Raw genomic sequence first — 16,870 nt, 5'->3', positions numbered from 1 at the left:
GTGAGCCTGCTCGCGATAGGGCCAGTGCCCACCACACAAATCTTCAGGCCTGAATGCTGACCAGACTCAACAACTGCCCATCCTGCACCCCAAACTGCGCCTCCAGTTCAGTGCCGTTGTGCCACTCGGCCGACAAGTCCGTCAACAACCGCAATCGAACCTGACCCGCCTCCGTCCACTCCAGCACTTCAGCATGCTCGAAATAAAAGCGCTTCTGCACAATCGGATACAGCGCTTTGAACAGACTTTCTTTCACCGAAAACGTCAGCGTTACCCACAACGCCAACTGATCCCGCGAGGCGGCCGTCATGCGCTGCATTTCAGGTGGCGTCAGAATCTCCCCAGCCAGGCGCTCGGCGCGTTCGGTGTTGAGCAGGTTTTCCAGATCCATGCCCAAACCGCGCCAGTGTTGCTTGTTGGCGACAATCGCTGCCGCGCGTCCGGTGCTGTGAGTGATCGAGCCGCAAATGTGTGCTGGCCAGATCGGCGCGCGATCTGCACCGATCGCCGGCACCACGCCGCTGCCCTCCAATTGCTGCAACGCCGCCCGGGCGCAGATCCGTCCGGCGAGAAACTCCGCCTGACGCTTGGCCACCGAACGCTGAATGCTCGGCGGCGCAACCACGGCACTGCGTTGAAAATCATCGCCAAGCAGTTGAGCGGGATCGAAGTGGGTGCTGAGCAGCACGGTGTCGGCCAATACCGTCGGCAACGGCCAGTGGCTGTCGAGCGCGGTGCAGCAGGCGGGGAGGGCGGGGGTGAGATTCATGGCGGGCATTTTGCCGGTTAGTCGCCGCAAGGTCGAGATTGGCGGTGAAGCTTTCGCGAGCAGGCTCACTCCTACAGGGGAACGCATTTCAATTGTAGGAGTGAGCCTGCTCGCGATGGCCGCTACTCGGTGTCTCTGATCAGCTGAAGATTTTCTGCAGGAACGCTTTCATGTCCGCCCAGGATTTTTCATCCGCTGCCTTGTTGTAACCAATGTCCGGCCCACCATGCTCGCCATGGCTCAGGCGATCGGCATCGGGATTGGTGAAGCCATGCTTGGCGCCCTCCAGACTGACGAACTTGTAGTCAGCCCCGGCCTTGTCCATTTCAGACTTGAACGCCGTGACATTGTCCGGGGTGACCATGCTGTCCAACGCGCCATGTTCGACCAGAATCTTCGCTTTCACGCTGCCGGGTGTCGCCGGGGTTTTGGTCGCCAGCGCACCGTGGAAACTCACCACGCCCGCCAATGGCTCACCTTGCCGCGCGGCGTTCAGCACCACCGCACCGCCGAAGCAGTAACCGATGGCGGCAATTTTATTCACGTCGGTCTGCGGCTGTTTCTTCAGCAAGTTCAGCCCGGCCTCGAAGCGCTTGCTGGAAGCCGCCGCATCCTGGGTCGCCGCCTGCATGAACGCCATTGCATCTTTCGGGTGCTCGGTGTTCTTGCCTTCGCCGTACATATCGATCGCCAGGGCGCTGTAGCCGAGCTCGGCGAGATCGCGAGCGCGGCGCTTGGCGTAATCGTTCAGACCCCACCATTCGTGCACCACGACGACACCCGGACGCTTGCCTTTGATGGCGTCGTCATAGGCGTAGTAGCCGATCAACTTTGTGCCATCGGCACTTTGGTAGGGAATTTCTTCAGTCTTGATCGCAGCCTGAGTGAGGCTGCTGACAGCCAGCAAAGTAAGGGCGAGGAACAGGCGCATGGTCGGGTCTCCTGACAGTAAAGGGTCAAAACAGCCTAGTTCATTTGGTTCAGGTCAGGTTCAGAGACGGTTCAGGGGCGGTACAGGGGAGGGTCAGTAACCTTGCGCCATACCCAAACAGCGCTGTGAAAGAGGAAATACCCATGACTTTTAATAAACTGTTGCTGGCATTGACCGTAATGAGCGCCAGTATCGCGGCCCAGGCCGACACCACGTCGAACTTCGCCGGCCTGAGCTTCGGCCAGACCAGTGACAAGATCAACAAATCCAATTCGCTGAACAACAACCTCGATCACCCGAACGCCACCGGCGCGATTGACGGCAACAACACCTACGGCGTCCGCCTCGGTCAGCAAAACAGCCAGGGTCGCTACTACGCCACCTACGACAACGTGTCGGGCTCGCACAATGGCATTAAACTGCGTCAGGAAAACCTGCTGGGCAGCTACGATCTGTTCTACCCGGTGGGCGGCAGCACCAAGCTGTTCGGCGGTGCGACGGCGGGTCTGACCAAGCTGACTCAGGATTCGCCAGGCTACAGCCGCGACAGTGACATCGGTTACGCCGTCGGCGGCCAGTTCGGTGTGTTGCAGCAAGTATCGCAAAACACCTCGGTCGAACTCGGTTACCGTTACCTGATGAGCAACGCCAGCACCGAGATGAAAGAGAGCGGTGGCAGCAAGCAAGGTTCGCTGGACTTGAACAGCAGCGCGCAGACTTACCTGTCGGCCAACTACAATTTCTAAGGAGTTGCCAGCAGGTTCAATGTGGGAGCGAGCCTGCTCGCGAAAGCGGTGAATCAGTCGATCAATTTATCGACTGACACACAGCATTCGCGAGCAGGCTCGCTCCCACAGGTGTGTGACTGGAGATGCTGATTTACCCGGGAGAGTGTTATGAAACTGTTGGTCGTCGAAGATGAAGCGCTGTTGCGCCATCACCTGCAAACCCGCCTCACGGAGAGCGGTCACGTGGTCGAGTCCGTGGCCAATGCCGAAGAGGCGCTGTACCAGACCGGACAGTTCAACTTTGACCTGGCGGTGATTGATCTTGGCCTGCCGGGCATGGGCGGTCTTGACCTGATTCGCCAATTGCGCGCGGGTGGCAAGACTTTCCCGATCCTGATCCTCACCGCGCGCGGCAACTGGCAGGACAAGGTCGAAGGTCTCGCCGCCGGCGCCGACGATTACGTGGTCAAGCCGTTCCAGTTCGAAGAGCTCGACGCGCGTCTGAATGCCTTGCTGCGCCGCTCCAGCGGTTTCACCCAGTCGACCATCGTCGCCGGGCCGCTGCTGCTCGACCTCAATCGCAAACAGGCGACCCTCGACGAGCAACCGCTGGCGCTGACCGCCTACGAGTACCGCATCCTCGAATACCTGATGCGTCATCATCAGCAAGTGGTGCCCAAGGATCGCTTGATGGAGCAGCTCTACCCGGACGACGACGAGCGCGATCCGAATGTCATCGAAGTGCTGGTCGGTCGCCTGCGCCGCAAACTCGAAGGCCCGGCCGGGTTCAAGCCGATCGACACCGTGCGCGGCCTCGGCTACCTGTTCAATGAGCGCTGCACTTGATTCGTTCGCTTCGCGTTCGGCTGATGCTCGCCGCCACCACGTTGGCGGTGTTGTTCATGCTCGCCTTGCTCCCGGCGATGCAGGGCGCGTTCAGCCTCGCGTTGCAGGACTCGATCGAACAACGCCTGGCCTCCGACGTCACCACGCTGATCTCTGCCGCGCGCATCGAAAACGGTCGGCTGGTGATGCCCAATCAGTTGCCGGACGAGCGTTTTAACCTCACCGATTTCCGATTGCTCGGCTACATCTACGACCGCGAAGGGCATCTGGTCTGGCGCTCGAAAGCTACCCAGGAAGAGCAGATCAACTACAAACCGCGCTACGACGGACTCGGTAACGAGTTCGCGCGGATCCGTGAAACCAACGGCCAGGAATTCTTCGTCTACGACGTCGAAGTCAAATTGCTCGGCGGCAAAAGCGCGGCGTTCAGCATCGTCGCCCTGCAACCGGTGCGCGAGTACGAAACCACCCTCGAAGGTCTGCGCGAGAATCTCTATCTGGGCTTCGGTGCGGCCTTGCTCGTGTTGCTGGCATTGTTGTGGATCGGCCTGACCTGGGGTCTCAAAGCCTTGCGCCGGCTCAGTCAGGAACTCGACGAAATCGAAGGCGGCACCCGCGAAAGCCTCACCGAGCAACATCCGCGTGAGTTGCTGCGCCTGACCGGCTCGCTCAACCGTTTGCTGCACAGCGAACGCCAGCAGCGCAGTCGTTATCGCGATTCCCTTGATGACTTGGCGCATAGCCTGAAAACCCCGTTGGCCGTGCTGCAGGGCGTCAGCGAAGACATGGCCCAGCGTCCTGAAGAACGCGATCAGGCCTGGGTGCTGCAAAGCCAGATCGAACGCATGAGCCAGCAGATCAGCTACCAACTGCAACGGGCCAGCTTGCGCAAAAGCGGACTGGTGCGGCACCAGGTGCGCCTGCAACCGGTACTGAAAAGTTTGTGCGACACGCTGGACAAGGTTTATCGCGATAAACATGTGCGCGTGGCATTCGATCTGCCTGAACACTGTTATGTGCCAATCGAACAGGGTGCGTTGCTGGAGATGATGGGCAACCTGCTGGAAAACGCCTATCGCCTTTGTCTGGGCGAAGTGCGCATCAGCGTGCGCGAAACCCTGGCGGGAATTGAACTGTGCGTCGAAGATGACGGCCCCGGCGTGCCACCGGATCAGCGCGCGCGGATTCTGGAGCGTGGCGAACGGCTGGATGCCCAGCATCCGGGGCAGGGGATCGGCTTGGCGGTGGTCAAGGACATTATTGAAAGCTACAACGCCAAACTGGCGTTGGGCGATTCCCCGATGGGCGGGGCGGCGTTCAGGATTCATTTTCCGGCGGTGTGATTGGAAGTTGCCCTCACCCTAACCCTCTCCCAGAGGTAGAGGGGACTGACCGAAGTGTCTTGCGAAAATGATCGACCTGAGCGATTTGCGTCGAATATGGATTCAGCGAGAGCTGTCAGGTCGGCGGATTTATTGAACATCCCCCCATCAGTCCCCTCTCCCCCCGGGAGAGGGTTAGGGTGAGGGGCTTTTGATGTAGCGCCTCACTGCTCCTGCGCCCGATACGCCCCCGGCGTCAGCCCCGTCCACTTCTTGAACGCCCGGTGAAACGCCGACGGTTCGGAAAACCCCAACTGCTCGGCGATCTGCTGCAACGACAGATCCGCCCGGCCCAAATGATATATGGCGATATCCCGCCGCAGCTGATCCTTCAGTTCCTGAAAACTGCTGCCTTCCTCACGCAAATGCCGACGCAGGGTCTGCGGGCTGATGTGCAAGTGCGCCGCGACCGCTTCCAGATCCGGCCAGTTCGCACTGTCGCGGCTGAGCAAACGGCGCAGGCGGCTGCTCAGGCTGTCACCGTCGTCCGGGCGTGAGAGCAGGTCGGCGGGGGAACGTTCGAGGAAGTGCTTGAGGGTGCGTTCGTCCTGCAACAGCGGCATGTGCAGATAGCGACTGTGGAACACCAGGCTGCTCTGCTCTGTGCCGAAGGTCATGGGGCAGGGGAACAGCAGATCGTATTCGGCGCCGTGCTCGGGGCGCGGATAGCTGAAGGTCGCCTGTTCAAGACGAATCCGCTGGCCGATCAGCCAACTACCGAGGCGATGCCATATCACCAGCAGGCTCTCGGTGAGAAAGTGATCCGGGTCCCACATCTGCGAATCATCGAGGCTCAAACGCACCCATTCGTCTTCGCGACTGAGGCTCAGGCGCGGGGCTTGCGGGAATAGGCTATAAAACAATAAACCCCGTTGCAGCGCTTTCTCCAGATTGCGGCAGTGGATCGAGGCGTGGCACATCATGGCGAAACTGCCGGGCTTGCTTGGGGCATTGCCGAAACCCAGGTATTCGTCGTCCAGCGCCAGCCACAAGCCTTGAATCAGCCGGGTGAATTGTTCCGGAGCAATGCGAGCGCGAGGCTCATCGAGCAATTCCGGGCTGATGCCCAGTTGCAGCAGCAAGCCCGAGTAATCGAAACCCACGCGGCGTGCGCCACCGAGGGCGGCACGGGCGAAATGACTGGCGATGGTGCGTTCGCGCATAAGCGGCAAATCCTTCCTCAGGCACCGGATGGTAGCCGGGGGCTGGACATGCCTACAAGGCGGATTTCCGCCAAATTGTAGGACGAGAAGCGGCGAGTTGGCGGAAATCCGCCACACTTGAGTAACCAAGCGGTGACATCCATGAACCTGTCATCCCTGATATCAAAAGGCTTGCAGCGATTTGCACCAAACTGGCACGAGGTTTGCGATAAGAGCGACAGAAGCGTGCGTTGATCCCGTCCGGACAGCGCCGCTCCAACAACAAATCCCTCCAGTGCAGGAGGGTTCGCAATTCAGGTTTCGCGGTCAACAGATGGATGTTGCCACGCGGGACTCTTGAGGAAACTTGCAATGACGACTCGTCAGCCACTGTACAAATCCCTGTATTTCCAGGTGATCATCGCAATCATCATCGGTATTGCGCTCGGTCACTACTACCCGCAGTTCGGTGTCGCGGTAAAGCCGCTGGGTGACGGGTTCATCAAGCTGATCAAAATGATCATCGCCCCGATCATCTTCTGCACCGTGGTCAGCGGTATCGCTGGCATGCAGAACATGAAATCGGTCGGCAAGACCGGCGGTTACGCACTCCTGTACTTCGAAATCGTTTCGACCATCGCTCTGCTGGTCGGCCTGGTCGTGGTCAACATCGTGCAACCGGGCAATGGCATGCACATCGACGTTGCCACCCTCGACGCCTCGAAAGTCGCCTCTTATGTAGCGGCTGGCGCTGACCAAAGCGTTGTCGGCTTCCTGCTCAACGTGATCCCGACCACCATCGTCGGCGCGTTCGCCACCGGTGACATCCTGCAAGTCCTGATGTTCTCGGTGATCTTCGGTTTTGCCCTGCATCGTCTGGGTGCCTACGGCAAGCCTATCCTCGATTTCATCGATCGCTTCGCTCACGTGATGTTCAACATCATCAACATGATCATGAAGCTCGCGCCAATCGGTGCCTTCGGTGCCATGGCCTTCACCATCGGTGCTTACGGTGTCGGCTCGCTGGTGCAGCTGGGTCAACTGATGATCTGCTTCTACATCACCTGCCTGCTGTTTGTGCTGATCGTGCTCGGCGGCATCGCCCGCATGCACGGTTTCAGCGTGCTGAAGATGATTCGTTACATCCGTGAAGAACTGCTGATCGTCCTCGGCACCTCGTCGTCGGAATCGGTACTGCCACGCATGCTGATCAAGATGGAGCGTCTGGGCGCGAAGAAATCGGTAGTGGGTCTGGTGATTCCGACCGGTTACTCGTTCAACCTCGACGGTACTGCGATCTACCTGACCATGGCCGCTGTGTTCATTGCCCAGGCAACCGACACGCACATGGACATCACTCACCAGATCACTCTGCTGGTGGTGTTGCTGCTGTCCTCCAAAGGCGCAGCCGGTGTGACCGGTTCGGGCTTCATCGTGCTGGCAGCGACCCTGTCGGCGGTCGGTCACCTGCCAGTGGCCGGTCTGGCGCTGATCCTCGGTATCGACCGCTTCATGTCCGAAGCCCGTGCCCTGACCAACCTGGTGGGTAACGCTGTAGCGACCATCGTGGTTGCCAAGTGGGTGAAAGAGCTGGACACCGACACGCTGCAAACCGAGCTCGCCTCGGGCGGTCGCGGTATCGCTGATACCCGTCCGGAAGATGACCTGGGTGTGGCTGAAGGCCCGACGCCTAGCAGCGTCAAGTAACCCTCGCGTCATGAAAAACCCGCTTCGGCGGGTTTTTTCTTGCCTGCTGTTTGAGCGTAACGGTCACACCCGGTGACATTTGCGGTGATTGCCGTGCGCGGCATCGCTGCCTAGGCTGAGTGCATCGCCCAAGGAGTTCGCCCATGTCCGCACCGCTGTCCTCACTGAAAATTCTCGATTTCTCGACGCTGCTGCCGGGGCCGTTCGCCTCGTTGTTGCTGGCGGACATGGGCGCTGAAGTGCTGCGCATCGAGTCGCCGACGCGCCTGGATCTGCTGCGAGTATTGCCGCCGCATGATGGTGGATTATCGGCCAGTCATGCCTACCTGAACCGTAACAAACGCAGCCTGGCGCTGGATCTGAAACAGCCCGAAGCACTGGAAGTGGTCAAGCAGTTGCTGGGCGATTACGACATCGTTCTGGAACAGTTTCGCCCCGGTGTGATGGAACGTCTGGGCCTGGGCTATGAAGCGCTGAAAGCGATCAACCCAAAGCTGATTTATGTGTCGATCACCGGTTATGGCCAGACCGGGCCGTACAAGGAACGCGCCGGGCATGACATCAACTATCTGGCGCTGGCGGGGCTGGCCAGTTACACCGGCCGCGCCGACAGCGGGCCGTTGCCGTTGGGCATGCAAGTGGCGGATGTTGCCGGTGGTTCGTTGCACGGGGTTATCGGCTTGTTGGCCGCTGTGATTGCGCGACAGCAAACGGGGCAGGGCACACATCTGGACGTGAGCATGACCGATTGCGCGTTCAGCCTGAATGCCATGGCCGGGGCTGGCTATCTGGCTTGCGGCGAAGAGCCTGAGTGGGAAGATCAGATGCTTAACGGTGGCAGCTTTTACGACTACTACCGCTCTCGCGATGGCCGCTGGATGTCGGTGGGCAGTCTGGAACCGGGCTTTATGCAGCAGTTGTGTACGGCGCTGGGGCGGCCGGAGTTGGCGGCGCAGGGCCTGTCGCCCAAGCCTGAACAGCAGCGGGCGTTGAAATACGCGCTGACGGTCGAGTTCGAAAAGCATGACTTTGCCGAACTGTGCGAGATGTTTGCCGGCATCGATGCGTGTGTCGAACCGGTGCTGAGCCTGGGTGAGGCGGTGCGCCATCCGCAGTTGCAGGCGCGGGAGGTGGTGACGCAGGTGCCGCGCGGGGATGGCACTACGCAGGCGCAGATGGCCTGTCCGTTGAAGTTTTCCGAGGCGTTGCCGGCCCCGCGGCATGTTGGCGCGGTGCTGGGGCAGCATACGGATCAGGTGTTGGGGGAGTTGGGGATTAGTGCTGAGCGGATTGCCGAATTGCGTTCTGCCAAAGTCATTCTTTAGTGCCTGTACCGGCCTCTTCGCGCTTCGTCAACGTCGTCAATCTGTAAACCCATTTCAAATGTGGGAGCGAGCCTGCTCGCGAAGGGGCCAGCCAAGGCACTGAAAATCCGGGCTATTCCACCCGCATCTCACCACTGAACACCAAGGTACTCCGGCAGCTACGACACAAATACCGCCGCCCCTGCCGCACCAGACTATGGCGCTGCGCCGAAAACGGAAAATCGCTTTCTGCGCACGGGCATTTGTAGATATAGCGGGTCACGCTGCGGCGCTTGATTGCATAGGTGTGGCAGCGATCCGGCGGCAGTTCGTAAACCCCGCGCATGATCAGTTGCCATTCCTCGCCATGGGGCTGGATACGGTCGCCGAACAAGTGATGGGCGATCAGGTGCGCGACTTCGTGGGCCACGGTCTGCTTGAGGAAGTGTTCGGCGTTTTCCCGGTACAACTGCGGGTTGAAGCGCAGCAGATTCTCGTGCAGATGCGCGACACCGGCTTTTTGCCCGCGCAGCTTGAGACTGACGACAGGGCGTGGGAAAGAACGTTTGAAAAAGGATTCAGCGAGTTGGTAACAGTCTTCGACGCGGGTATTGAGTTGCTCGGGCATGCTTGATGGATCTCCAGAGGCGTCGAGTATGCCGCAACCCTGTGGACTTGCGAATCGCCGAGCTGCCGAATGGTCATCCTCCAAACGACAAGGCCGCCTTGCGGCGGCCTGTGATCAGCCTGTCGAGTCAGTTCGTATACACAGGCCCGACGCCCAGCCCCCAGACAATCACGGTGAATGCCATGATGGCGACCAGCACCACCAGACCCACCGCCAGCACTGAGCTTGAGAACAGAAAACCTTCGTCCGACGGAATGTTCATGAACGTCGGCAGCCCCACATACAACAGATACACCGTGTAGCAGATGGCCGCCGTACCAACGATCATCCCCAGCCACATATGCGGATACAGCGCCGCCAGGCCGCCGACAAACAGCGGTGTCGCGGTGTAGGTGGCAAACGCCACGCAACGGGCCAGACTCGGGTTGGCGTCATAGGTGCGGGCCATCCAGTGCACGAAGGCACCCATGACCGCGACGCCACTGAGCATCGCCAGATACGACATGACCGTCATCCAGATCGCGCTTTCGACGGTGAGCATCACCGGTGCGCGATTGCCGATTACCCAGCCGACCTGGGTGGTGCCGATAAACGCCGAGACAGCGGGGATCGCCGCCAGAATCAGCGTGTGGGTGAGGTACATGTGGCTGATGCTTTCCTCTTGGTCGCCACGGATTTCCTTCCATTCCTGATCGGGGTGGGTAAAAAGTCCCACTACGTGATGGATCATGCCAGTCACTCCTCTTGTTATTGCCATCGCCCCCCATCGGAGCGCCTACGGGCCAAGGTGGCCGAGCAAATACAGGTCTCCAGATGTGTGCGACCTTATGTCGCAGTATAGAAAGGACTTACCCGCACAGGTATTAGGGGCTTAGAGCAAATCGCGCTGTAAACACAGGGCTTAATCGCCTTGGGGTCTGTAAAGAATGCAAACCTGGGCCACGACAACCTGTGCCCACAACTCCGGGGTTTTTGCGTAAAATGCCGGCCTTTCGTCACACCTCACGGATTTCGCGTCATGGGCACTCTTACGGTCAACCAGAACAAACTGCAAAAGCGCCTGCGCCGCCTGGCCGGCGAAGCGGTCGCCGATTTCAACATGATTGAAGACGGCGACAAGGTCATGGTCTGCCTGTCCGGGGGCAAAGACAGCTACACCATGCTCGATGTACTGCTGCACCTGCAGAAGGTTGCCCCGATCAAGTTCGAGATCGTCGCGGTGAACATGGACCAGAAGCAGCCGGGTTTCCCCGAGCATGTGCTGCCGGCTTATTTGAAAGAGCTGGGCGTCGAGTACCACATCGTCGAGAAAGACACCTATTCGGTGGTCAAGGAGCTGATCCCGGAAGGCAAGACCACTTGCTCGCTGTGCTCGCGCCTGCGTCGCGGCACGCTGTACACCTTTGCCGATGAAATCGGCGCGACCAAGATGGCCCTCGGTCATCACCGTGACGACATCGTCGAAACATTTTTCCTCAACATGTTCTTCAACGGCTCCCTCAAGGCAATGCCGCCGAAGTTGCGCGCCGACGATGGTCGCAACGTGGTGATCCGCCCGCTGGCGTACTGCAACGAGAAGGACATTCAGGCTTACTCGGATTTGAAAGAATTCCCGATCATCCCGTGCAACCTCTGCGGTTCGCAGGAAAACCTGCAGCGTCAGGTGGTCAAGGAAATGCTCGTGGACTGGGAGCGCAAGACCCCGGGCCGAACCGAAAGCATCTTCCGCAGTCTGCAGAACGTGATCCCGTCGCAACTGGCCGACCGCAACCTGTTCGACTTCACCAGCCTCAAAATCGACGAGACCGCGGGTTCGCGCTTCGTCAACGTCGTCAATCTGTAAACACCTTCAAATGTGGGAGCGAGCCTGCTCGCGAAGAGGGAGTATCAGTCAACAAATCATTTGAATGACACACCGTTTTCGCGAGCAGGCTCGCTCCCACATTGGTTTCTTCGCTTCATTCAATAGGAGAGGGCATGCGCGATTACAAGTGGCTGCACGAATACTGTCTGAACCGCTTCGGTTCGGCGGCTGCACTGGAAGCCCATCTGCCCGTTCCCAAGACTCCGGCGCAACTGCGCAAGATCAGCGACGACCGCTACCTCTCGACCATGGCCCTGCGCGTGTTCCGTGCCGGCCTCAAGCACAGTCTGGTCGACGCCAAGTGGCCGGCCTTCGAAGAAGTGTTCTTCAAGTTCGATCCGGAAAAAGTCGTGCTGATGAGTGCCGAGCACCTTGAGCGACTGATGCAGGATGCGCGGATCATTCGCCATCTCGGCAAACTGAAAAGCGTGCCGCGCAATGCGCAGTTCATTCTCGATGTGGAGAAAGACAAGGGCAGTTTCGGGGCATTGATTGCCGACTGGCCGGTGACCGATATCGTCGGTCTGTGGACCTATCTGAAAAAGCACGGTCATCAACTGGGTGGGCTATCAGCGCCACGCTTTTTGCGCATGGTCGGCAAGGATACCTTTGTGCCGAGCTACGACGTGGTTGCGGCGCTGAACGCACAGAAGATCGTCGACAAGGTGCCGACCAGTCTGCGCGATCTGGCGATCGTGCAGGATGTGTTCAACCAGTGGCATGAGCAGAGCGGCGGGCGGGCGATGAGCCAGATTTCGATGATGCTCGCGTACACCGTCAACCATTAAGACCGAGTTGCCCCAATCGCTGGCAAGCCAGCTCCCACAGGATCTCTGTTGAAACACAATTATGTGATCGACGCAAAAACCTGTGGGAGCTGGCTTGCCAGCGATGGCGATCTGTCAGGCGACGGAGATCTCGCCTTCACCCGCCAGTTTGCGATTCAACTGATACCGCCAGCGCACATACAACAGCGCCGAGCAGAACACCGCCAGGCTCGCGACCATTTCCAGCACGCCAAACAACTGCCGGTTCGGGTCATACGCCGCCAGTGCGCCTTTGATGAAATACAGATTCACCACAAAGCACATCCACGAATGCCCACGGGCGCTGCCCATGATCATCGCGGGCGCCAAGATGATCCACGGGATCAGCTCGACCAGCAGAATCACCCACGGCCGCGCGCCGTGCAGGTCAGCGAAAACCAGATAGTAGGCTGCGAGCAATCCGCCCAAGGCGAAAAAACTCAGCAGACTGATGATGCGCATTGCCTTGACGCGTGGCTCCAGCCATTCGACGGCGGGCAGGATTTTCGGCTTCTTCGCCACTGTCAGCCCTCCAGTTTCTGCGCAGTCTTGGCCAGGCGCAGACCCAGTGCGCGACACAGCGCCACTTCGTGCTGATCGAGACCTTTTTTACCGTCAGCCCCGGCGTGGTGGCTGGCGCCATAAGGCGTGCCGCCGCCCTGGGTTTCCAGTAGCGCCGATTCACTGTACGGCAGACCGGTGATGAGCATGCCGTGGTGCAGCAGCGGCAGCATCATCGACAGCAGAGTGGTTTCCTGGCCGCCGTGCAAACTGGCGGTAGAGGTGAACACGCCGGCCGGTTTGCCGACCAGCGCGCCGGTCAGCCAGAGGTTGCTGGTGCCATCGAGGAAGTACTTCAGCGGCGCCGCCATGTTGCCGAAACGCGTCGGGCTGCCCAGCGCCAGGCCGGCGCAGTTTTTCAGGTCATCGAGGGTGGCGTAGAGCGCGCCTTCGTCTGGAATGGCTGGAGCCACGGCTTCGCACTCGGTCGAGATCGCCGGCACCGTGCGTAAACGCGCTTCGAGACCGGCCTGCTCGACACCACGGGCAATCTGCCGGGCCATCTCGTTGGTCGAGCCGCTGCGGCTGTAATACAGCACCAGAATGTACGGCGCGCTCACGGCAACAACTCCAGCACATTTTCCGGTGGACGACCGATGACCGCTTTGTCGCCGACTTCAAGAATGGGCCGTTCCATCAGTTTCGGATGTTGGGCGATGGCGTCGATCAATTGCACTTCACTCAGGCTTTCGTCAGCCAGCTGAAGCATTTTGTATTCATCTTCCCCGCTGCGCAGCAACTGGCGCGCGCTGATCCCGAGCTTGCCGAGCAGGGCCTTGATTTGCGCCGCATTCAGCGGGGTTTCGAGGTAACGCACGACGTTCGGGGTCAGGCCGCGGGCTTCAAGAAGCTCCAGTGCGCCGCGGGATTTCGAGCAGCGCGGATTGTGATAAAGCGTCAGATCGGTCATGGCGGGTCGCTTCTGGCGTAAAGTGGCGGCTATTCTAACTGTGCAGCGCGCAATCCAGAACCTTCGGAGGCGATGGGTCGCAGGCGCCTTCAAATTTTCACAAGGAACACGACATGACACGGCGATTGGCAGCGGCATTGACGGTAATCGGGGCGTTGATGCTGGGGGGCTGCGGCAATGATTACGGGATCGACCAGAACGGTCAGAAGGTTGCGTCCGAGCGTTTGGACAAACAATGGGTGGTGCTGAACTACTGGGCCGAATGGTGCGGCCCGTGCCGGACCGAGATCCCGGAGCTCAACCATTTGGCTGATGAGCTCAAGAGCAAGAACGTTGGCGTGTTCGGGGTGAACTTCGACAATGTGCAGGGCGTGGAGTTGAAAGACGCCAGTGAAAAACTGGGCATCAAGTTCACTGTGCTGGCGCAGGATCCGGCGGAGCTGTTCGAGTTGCCGCGCAGTGAAGCGCTGCCGGTAACGTACATCATCGACAACAAGGGCAAGGTGCGTGAGCAATTGATGGGGGAGCAGACGGCGGCGGGGGTGATGGCCAAGCTTGAGGCTCTACAGGCGACCCAGTAACGTCAAAAGCCCCTCACCCCAGCCCTCTCCCGGGGGGAGAGGGAGCCGATCGAGGTGTCTGGCGAGGTACATCGACCTGAAAAAACCAGTCGATTATGGATTCACCAAAGCCAGATCCGCTCATTTAGGCAGTCGCCAGAGCTGGCCTCGATCGATTATGGATTCGGCGATGGCCAGTCAGGTCGGTGTACTTCTCCAATATCCCCCAATCAGTTCCCTCTCCCTCTGGGAGAGGGCTAGGGTGAGGGCTTTGGCGGCTTTGAGGCTTAGCCCTCTTCCAACCACCAACGCAACGGCTTGCCTTCAGCCGGCCAGAAACGCATCTGCTCGATCGGCGAGATGTCCCAGCGCTCGACATGCTCCAGCGCCTGCAGGAAGCGTTGCTCCTGCTCCATCAGCGCCGGTGCACAGAGTTTGCGGGTCTTGCCGATCTTGCCGAAAGTCAGCTTGTCACCGTCCAGCGTGTACGGCGCGAACCAATGGTTGCAGCCACCGTTGCCGTAGGCGCGGCCGTCATCGCCCAGGGTCACGGTCAGATGGCTGTAATCCATCAATGGCCGCTCACCGATCCACTCCAGAATGTAGCTGCGGTTCTGTTGCAGTTGCACAGGCTCCGCCGCGCAACCCACCAAACCAACACCGACCAGCGCGGTCAGGGCAAGGCGTTTCATCACGCAGGCTCCTGGCATTTCGGGCACAGATGCTTGTCGCCAACGGCTTTCCAGCCCAGCTCGGCGATGCGTGCCGTGGCAGCTGGTTTCTCGGCGTTTTTGCCAAGTTTGGCGTCTACCGCAAATTCGAAGCTCAGCTCTTTGGCGCAGCTGTCGCAGTTGACCTGCCAGGTGTGAATCGCCAGTTCGCCAAACACCGGGCCTGTAGTCATCGCGGTCCATTGGCCCGGCGGATTGATCAGGTGGCGGACGGTTTCAACGGTCAGGCGCATGGACAAGTCCTTGCTGCCTTTGAGGGTGACCAACAAGGCGTCACCGATGCGAATCGAGCCACCATTGCCGGTGACCTGATAGCGGCCCGGAACGAGGGCGCGGCATTCGGTGAGGGTGTGTTGCGGGTTCATCAGGGTATAGCGGAAATCGTGTTCGACCATGGGTCCTCCAAATATGCGCGACATGCTAGCACGGGCTTGATTGCAGAATGATGCGCGCGTGTGACCTTCGATCAGGTTCAAATGAGAGGACGCTCATGGCAAACTGCCGGCCTCGACTCTGAAGGAACGGAACATGGCGCTGATCGAATGTTATGAATGCAAGAAGAGCATCAGCTCCGAAGCCAACGCGTGCATTCATTGTGGGGCTCCAATGGCGGAGCAAACAGAACACGCGCAGACCGTAGCGGCGCCTGTTCAGGCTTCGACAATCTCGTTCGGCAGCTTGCCGCGCAACAAGTCTGTTCCCGAGGCCATCGCCCTGGCACCTGCACCGCAACCGTTGCCGAAAGTCATGCCGGCCGCTGCGCGGCGTCGGCGCCAGCAGCCCACCGAGCAACCTGTTACCGAGCAGGCCAATGCCGACGGCAGTCGGCCGGTGGAAGGCTGGCTGAAGATCATGATCTTCCTGCTGCCGATGTTTTTCGTCTGGTTCCTGCTGCGCTACGGCCATTCGATGAAACAGCGCTTTTTTGGCTTCGGCTGGTTGGCGTTGCTGGTTCTGGCATCTTCGCTTTCACCGAAATAAGCTGAAAAGCGCTCAGCCCTCGACCTGGTTCTGTGGCGTTCCCGCTGCCCAGGTCGCGATGTTGTGCAAGGTTGTCGCGGCAATTGCACCCAGTGCTTCACGCGTCAGAAAGGCTTGGTGCGCGGTGATGATCACGTTGGGAAAGGTCAGCAATCGCGCCAGCACATCGTCCTGCAAGGGCAGGTCGGAGCGATCCTCGAAAAACAGTTGCGCCTCTTCTTCATAGACATCCAGACCCAGATAGCCGAGCTGGCCGTCCTTCAAGGCGTCAATCAATGCCGGCGTATCGACCAGACCGCCGCGACCGGTATTGATCAGCATGGCGCCGGCCTGCATGTGCGCCAGTGAATCGCGGTTGATCAGGTGTTTGCTCTGCTCGTTGAGCGGGCAGTGCAGGCTGATGATTCGCGACTGCGCAAGCAGTTCGGGCAAGCTCAGATAGCGCGCACCCAACGCCAGAACATCCGGGTTCGGGAACGGATCGCAGGCCAGCAGCTCGCAGCCGAAACCGTGCATGATTTTCGCGAAGGTCGCGCCGATCTGACCGGTGCCAACAATCCCGACGGTTTTACCGACCAGGTCGAAACCGGTCAGGCCATGCAGGCTGAAATCGCCCTCGCGGGTGCGGTTATAGGCACGGTGCAGACGACGGTTGAGGGCCAGGATCAGCGCCACGGCATGTTCGGCCACTGCGTGCGGCGAGTAGGCCGGCACGCGTACCACGGCCAGTCCCAAGCGTTTCGCGGCGAGCAGATCGACATGGTTGTAACCCGCCGAACGCAGGGCTATCAGACGTGTGCCGCCAGCGGCCAGACGCTCGAGCACTGGAGCGCTGAGGTCATCATTGATGAAGGCGCAAACCACTTCATGCGCGTCGGCCAGCGCCGCCGTATCGAGGCTGAGCCGCGCTGGTTGAAACTGCAGCTCGACACCCGCCGGGCAATCGACGGCGAGGAAGCTGTCGCGGTCGTAGGTCTGGCTACTGAAAACGATCGTGCGCATGAATACCTCCTGGAACAT

General features: G+C 59.7%; 20 protein-coding genes. 9 read left to right on the top strand and 11 right to left on the bottom strand.

Annotation, left to right across the window (positions count from 1 at the left end; genetic code table 11):
* Window positions 1-43: 43 nt before the first annotated feature.
* Both U6037_RS21560 and U6037_RS21555 read right to left on the bottom strand, forming a co-directional pair.
* Complete coding sequence (locus tag U6037_RS21560) at window positions 44-769, bottom strand: 4'-phosphopantetheinyl transferase family protein (RefSeq protein WP_322844465.1); 726 nt, start codon at window positions 767-769, stop codon at window positions 44-46.
* Between the two features lie 139 nt (window positions 770-908).
* A complete protein-coding gene (locus U6037_RS21555) occupies window positions 909-1,700 on the bottom strand; it encodes a dienelactone hydrolase family protein (RefSeq protein WP_322844464.1) in 792 nt (263 codons plus the stop codon).
* 143 nt (window positions 1,701-1,843) lie between these two features.
* Here U6037_RS21555 and U6037_RS21550 point away from each other — a divergent pair, with 143 nt between their 5' ends.
* The 3 genes from U6037_RS21550 (at window position 1,844) to U6037_RS21540 (ending at window position 4,617) form a co-directional block, all read left to right on the top strand.
* Window positions 1,844-2,446: a hypothetical protein gene (locus U6037_RS21550; protein WP_322844463.1), complete on the top strand. Its 603-nt coding sequence runs from the start codon at window positions 1,844-1,846 to the stop codon at window positions 2,444-2,446.
* Window positions 2,447-2,596: 150 nt separating this feature from the next.
* Window positions 2,597-3,274 carry a response regulator transcription factor gene (locus tag U6037_RS21545; protein ID WP_016987432.1) on the top strand — a complete coding sequence of 226 codons (678 nt, stop codon included), beginning with the start codon at window positions 2,597-2,599 and terminating at the stop codon, window positions 3,272-3,274.
* A complete protein-coding gene (locus U6037_RS21540) occupies window positions 3,271-4,617 on the top strand; it encodes an ATP-binding protein (protein WP_016987433.1) in 1,347 nt (448 codons plus the stop codon). Before U6037_RS21545 ends, U6037_RS21540 begins: the two co-directional genes overlap by 4 nt.
* Before the next feature lie 203 nt (window positions 4,618-4,820).
* Here U6037_RS21540 and U6037_RS21535 read toward each other — a convergent pair whose 3' ends face one another.
* Window positions 4,821-5,819, bottom strand: a complete 999-nt coding sequence (locus tag U6037_RS21535; protein WP_322844462.1) for an AraC family transcriptional regulator — start codon at window positions 5,817-5,819, stop codon at window positions 4,821-4,823.
* Between the two features lie 351 nt (window positions 5,820-6,170).
* Here U6037_RS21535 and U6037_RS21530 point away from each other — a divergent pair, with 351 nt between their 5' ends.
* Complete coding sequence (locus U6037_RS21530) at window positions 6,171-7,505, top strand: dicarboxylate/amino acid:cation symporter (protein ID WP_175553469.1); 1,335 nt, start codon at window positions 6,171-6,173, stop codon at window positions 7,503-7,505.
* A gap of 143 nt (window positions 7,506-7,648) precedes the next feature.
* Window positions 7,649-8,830 carry a CaiB/BaiF CoA-transferase family protein gene (locus tag U6037_RS21525; RefSeq protein ID WP_322844461.1) on the top strand — a complete coding sequence of 394 codons (1,182 nt, stop codon included), beginning with the start codon at window positions 7,649-7,651 and terminating at the stop codon, window positions 8,828-8,830.
* A 112-nt stretch (window positions 8,831-8,942) separates the two neighbouring features.
* Here the strand turns inward: U6037_RS21525 and U6037_RS21520 are convergent, their stop codons facing one another.
* Both U6037_RS21520 and U6037_RS21515 read right to left on the bottom strand, forming a co-directional pair.
* Entirely contained in the window at window positions 8,943-9,437 is a 495-nt protein-coding gene (locus tag U6037_RS21520) for a SprT family zinc-dependent metalloprotease (protein ID WP_322844460.1), read from the bottom strand.
* Between the two features lie 127 nt (window positions 9,438-9,564).
* The gene (locus U6037_RS21515; protein ID WP_322844459.1) at window positions 9,565-10,167 is read right to left on the bottom strand and encodes a Yip1 family protein; all 603 of its coding nucleotides are present in this window, start codon (window positions 10,165-10,167) and stop codon (window positions 9,565-9,567) included.
* Between the two features lie 288 nt (window positions 10,168-10,455).
* On the opposite strand from U6037_RS21515, the gene ttcA reads away from it, so the two are divergent.
* Both ttcA and U6037_RS21505 read left to right on the top strand, forming a co-directional pair.
* Window positions 10,456-11,280 carry a tRNA 2-thiocytidine(32) synthetase TtcA gene (gene ttcA, locus U6037_RS21510; RefSeq protein WP_322844458.1) on the top strand — a complete coding sequence of 275 codons (825 nt, stop codon included), beginning with the start codon at window positions 10,456-10,458 and terminating at the stop codon, window positions 11,278-11,280.
* Between the two features lie 134 nt (window positions 11,281-11,414).
* Entirely contained in the window at window positions 11,415-12,089 is a 675-nt protein-coding gene (locus U6037_RS21505; protein WP_322844457.1) for a DNA-3-methyladenine glycosylase I, read from the top strand.
* 114 nt (window positions 12,090-12,203) lie between these two features.
* Here U6037_RS21505 and U6037_RS21500 read toward each other — a convergent pair whose 3' ends face one another.
* Genes U6037_RS21500 through arsC form a run of 3 tightly spaced genes read right to left on the bottom strand, consistent with a single transcriptional unit; the run spans window position 12,204 to window position 13,578 of the window.
* The gene (locus U6037_RS21500; RefSeq protein ID WP_322844456.1) at window positions 12,204-12,629 is read right to left on the bottom strand and encodes a DUF2069 domain-containing protein; all 426 of its coding nucleotides are present in this window, start codon (window positions 12,627-12,629) and stop codon (window positions 12,204-12,206) included.
* A gap of 2 nt (window positions 12,630-12,631) precedes the next feature.
* Window positions 12,632-13,228 (bottom strand): NAD(P)H:quinone oxidoreductase, encoded by a 597-nt coding sequence (gene wrbA, locus U6037_RS21495; RefSeq protein ID WP_242205958.1) that lies wholly within the window; start codon window positions 13,226-13,228, stop codon window positions 12,632-12,634.
* The gene (gene arsC / locus U6037_RS21490; RefSeq protein ID WP_322844455.1) at window positions 13,225-13,578 is read right to left on the bottom strand and encodes an arsenate reductase (glutaredoxin); all 354 of its coding nucleotides are present in this window, start codon (window positions 13,576-13,578) and stop codon (window positions 13,225-13,227) included. Before arsC ends, wrbA begins: the two co-directional genes overlap by 4 nt.
* Window positions 13,579-13,691: 113 nt before the next feature.
* Here arsC and U6037_RS21485 point away from each other — a divergent pair, with 113 nt between their 5' ends.
* Entirely contained in the window at window positions 13,692-14,159 is a 468-nt protein-coding gene (locus U6037_RS21485; RefSeq protein ID WP_322844454.1) for a TlpA disulfide reductase family protein, read from the top strand.
* Between the two features lie 266 nt (window positions 14,160-14,425).
* Here the strand turns inward: U6037_RS21485 and U6037_RS21480 are convergent, their stop codons facing one another.
* Window positions 14,426-14,830: an META domain-containing protein gene (locus U6037_RS21480; RefSeq protein ID WP_242205952.1), complete on the bottom strand. Its 405-nt coding sequence runs from the start codon at window positions 14,828-14,830 to the stop codon at window positions 14,426-14,428.
* Entirely contained in the window at window positions 14,830-15,264 is a 435-nt protein-coding gene (locus U6037_RS21475) for a hypothetical protein (RefSeq protein ID WP_322844453.1), read from the bottom strand. The genes U6037_RS21480 and U6037_RS21475 overlap by 1 nt, the downstream gene beginning before the upstream one ends.
* A gap of 133 nt (window positions 15,265-15,397) precedes the next feature.
* Here U6037_RS21475 and U6037_RS21470 point away from each other — a divergent pair, with 133 nt between their 5' ends.
* Window positions 15,398-15,850 carry a hypothetical protein gene (locus U6037_RS21470; protein ID WP_322844452.1) on the top strand — a complete coding sequence of 151 codons (453 nt, stop codon included), beginning with the start codon at window positions 15,398-15,400 and terminating at the stop codon, window positions 15,848-15,850.
* A 12-nt stretch (window positions 15,851-15,862) separates the two neighbouring features.
* Here U6037_RS21470 and U6037_RS21465 read toward each other — a convergent pair whose 3' ends face one another.
* Entirely contained in the window at window positions 15,863-16,852 is a 990-nt protein-coding gene (locus U6037_RS21465) for a 2-hydroxyacid dehydrogenase (RefSeq protein WP_322844451.1), read from the bottom strand.
* Between the last annotated feature and the right edge of the window lie 18 nt (window positions 16,853-16,870).

Source organism: Pseudomonas sp. B33.4 (genome assembly GCF_034555375.1).
GTDB lineage: Bacteria > Pseudomonadota > Gammaproteobacteria > Pseudomonadales > Pseudomonadaceae > Aquipseudomonas.
The sequence above is the reverse complement of the archived record's forward strand: the minus strand, read 5'-3'. Positions and strand labels throughout refer to the sequence as shown.

Excerpts from the sequence above, each read along its gene's own strand:
- U6037_RS21560 (WP_322844465.1), bottom strand. The coding sequence starts at position 769 with ATGAATCTCACCCCCGCCCTCCCCGCCTGCTGCACCGCGCTCGACAGC.
- U6037_RS21555 (WP_322844464.1), bottom strand. The coding sequence starts at position 1,700 with ATGCGCCTGTTCCTCGCCCTTACTTTGCTGGCTGTCAGCAGCCTCACT.
- U6037_RS21550 (WP_322844463.1), top strand. The coding sequence starts at position 1,844 with ATGACTTTTAATAAACTGTTGCTGGCATTGACCGTAATGAGCGCCAGT.
- U6037_RS21545 (WP_016987432.1), top strand. The coding sequence starts at position 2,597 with ATGAAACTGTTGGTCGTCGAAGATGAAGCGCTGTTGCGCCATCACCTG.
- U6037_RS21535 (WP_322844462.1), bottom strand. The coding sequence starts at position 5,819 with ATGCGCGAACGCACCATCGCCAGTCATTTCGCCCGTGCCGCCCTCGGT.
- U6037_RS21530 (WP_175553469.1), top strand. The coding sequence starts at position 6,171 with ATGACGACTCGTCAGCCACTGTACAAATCCCTGTATTTCCAGGTGATC.
- U6037_RS21525 (WP_322844461.1), top strand. The coding sequence starts at position 7,649 with ATGTCCGCACCGCTGTCCTCACTGAAAATTCTCGATTTCTCGACGCTG.
- U6037_RS21520 (WP_322844460.1), bottom strand. The coding sequence starts at position 9,437 with ATGCCCGAGCAACTCAATACCCGCGTCGAAGACTGTTACCAACTCGCT.
- U6037_RS21515 (WP_322844459.1), bottom strand. The coding sequence starts at position 10,167 with ATGATCCATCACGTAGTGGGACTTTTTACCCACCCCGATCAGGAATGG.
- ttcA (WP_322844458.1), top strand. The coding sequence starts at position 10,456 with ATGGGCACTCTTACGGTCAACCAGAACAAACTGCAAAAGCGCCTGCGC.
- U6037_RS21505 (WP_322844457.1), top strand. The coding sequence starts at position 11,415 with ATGCGCGATTACAAGTGGCTGCACGAATACTGTCTGAACCGCTTCGGT.
- arsC (WP_322844455.1), bottom strand. The coding sequence starts at position 13,578 with ATGACCGATCTGACGCTTTATCACAATCCGCGCTGCTCGAAATCCCGC.
- U6037_RS21485 (WP_322844454.1), top strand. The coding sequence starts at position 13,692 with ATGACACGGCGATTGGCAGCGGCATTGACGGTAATCGGGGCGTTGATG.
- U6037_RS21480 (WP_242205952.1), bottom strand. The coding sequence starts at position 14,830 with ATGAAACGCCTTGCCCTGACCGCGCTGGTCGGTGTTGGTTTGGTGGGT.
- U6037_RS21475 (WP_322844453.1), bottom strand. The coding sequence starts at position 15,264 with ATGGTCGAACACGATTTCCGCTATACCCTGATGAACCCGCAACACACC.
- U6037_RS21470 (WP_322844452.1), top strand. The coding sequence starts at position 15,398 with ATGGCGCTGATCGAATGTTATGAATGCAAGAAGAGCATCAGCTCCGAA.
- U6037_RS21465 (WP_322844451.1), bottom strand. The coding sequence starts at position 16,852 with ATGCGCACGATCGTTTTCAGTAGCCAGACCTACGACCGCGACAGCTTC.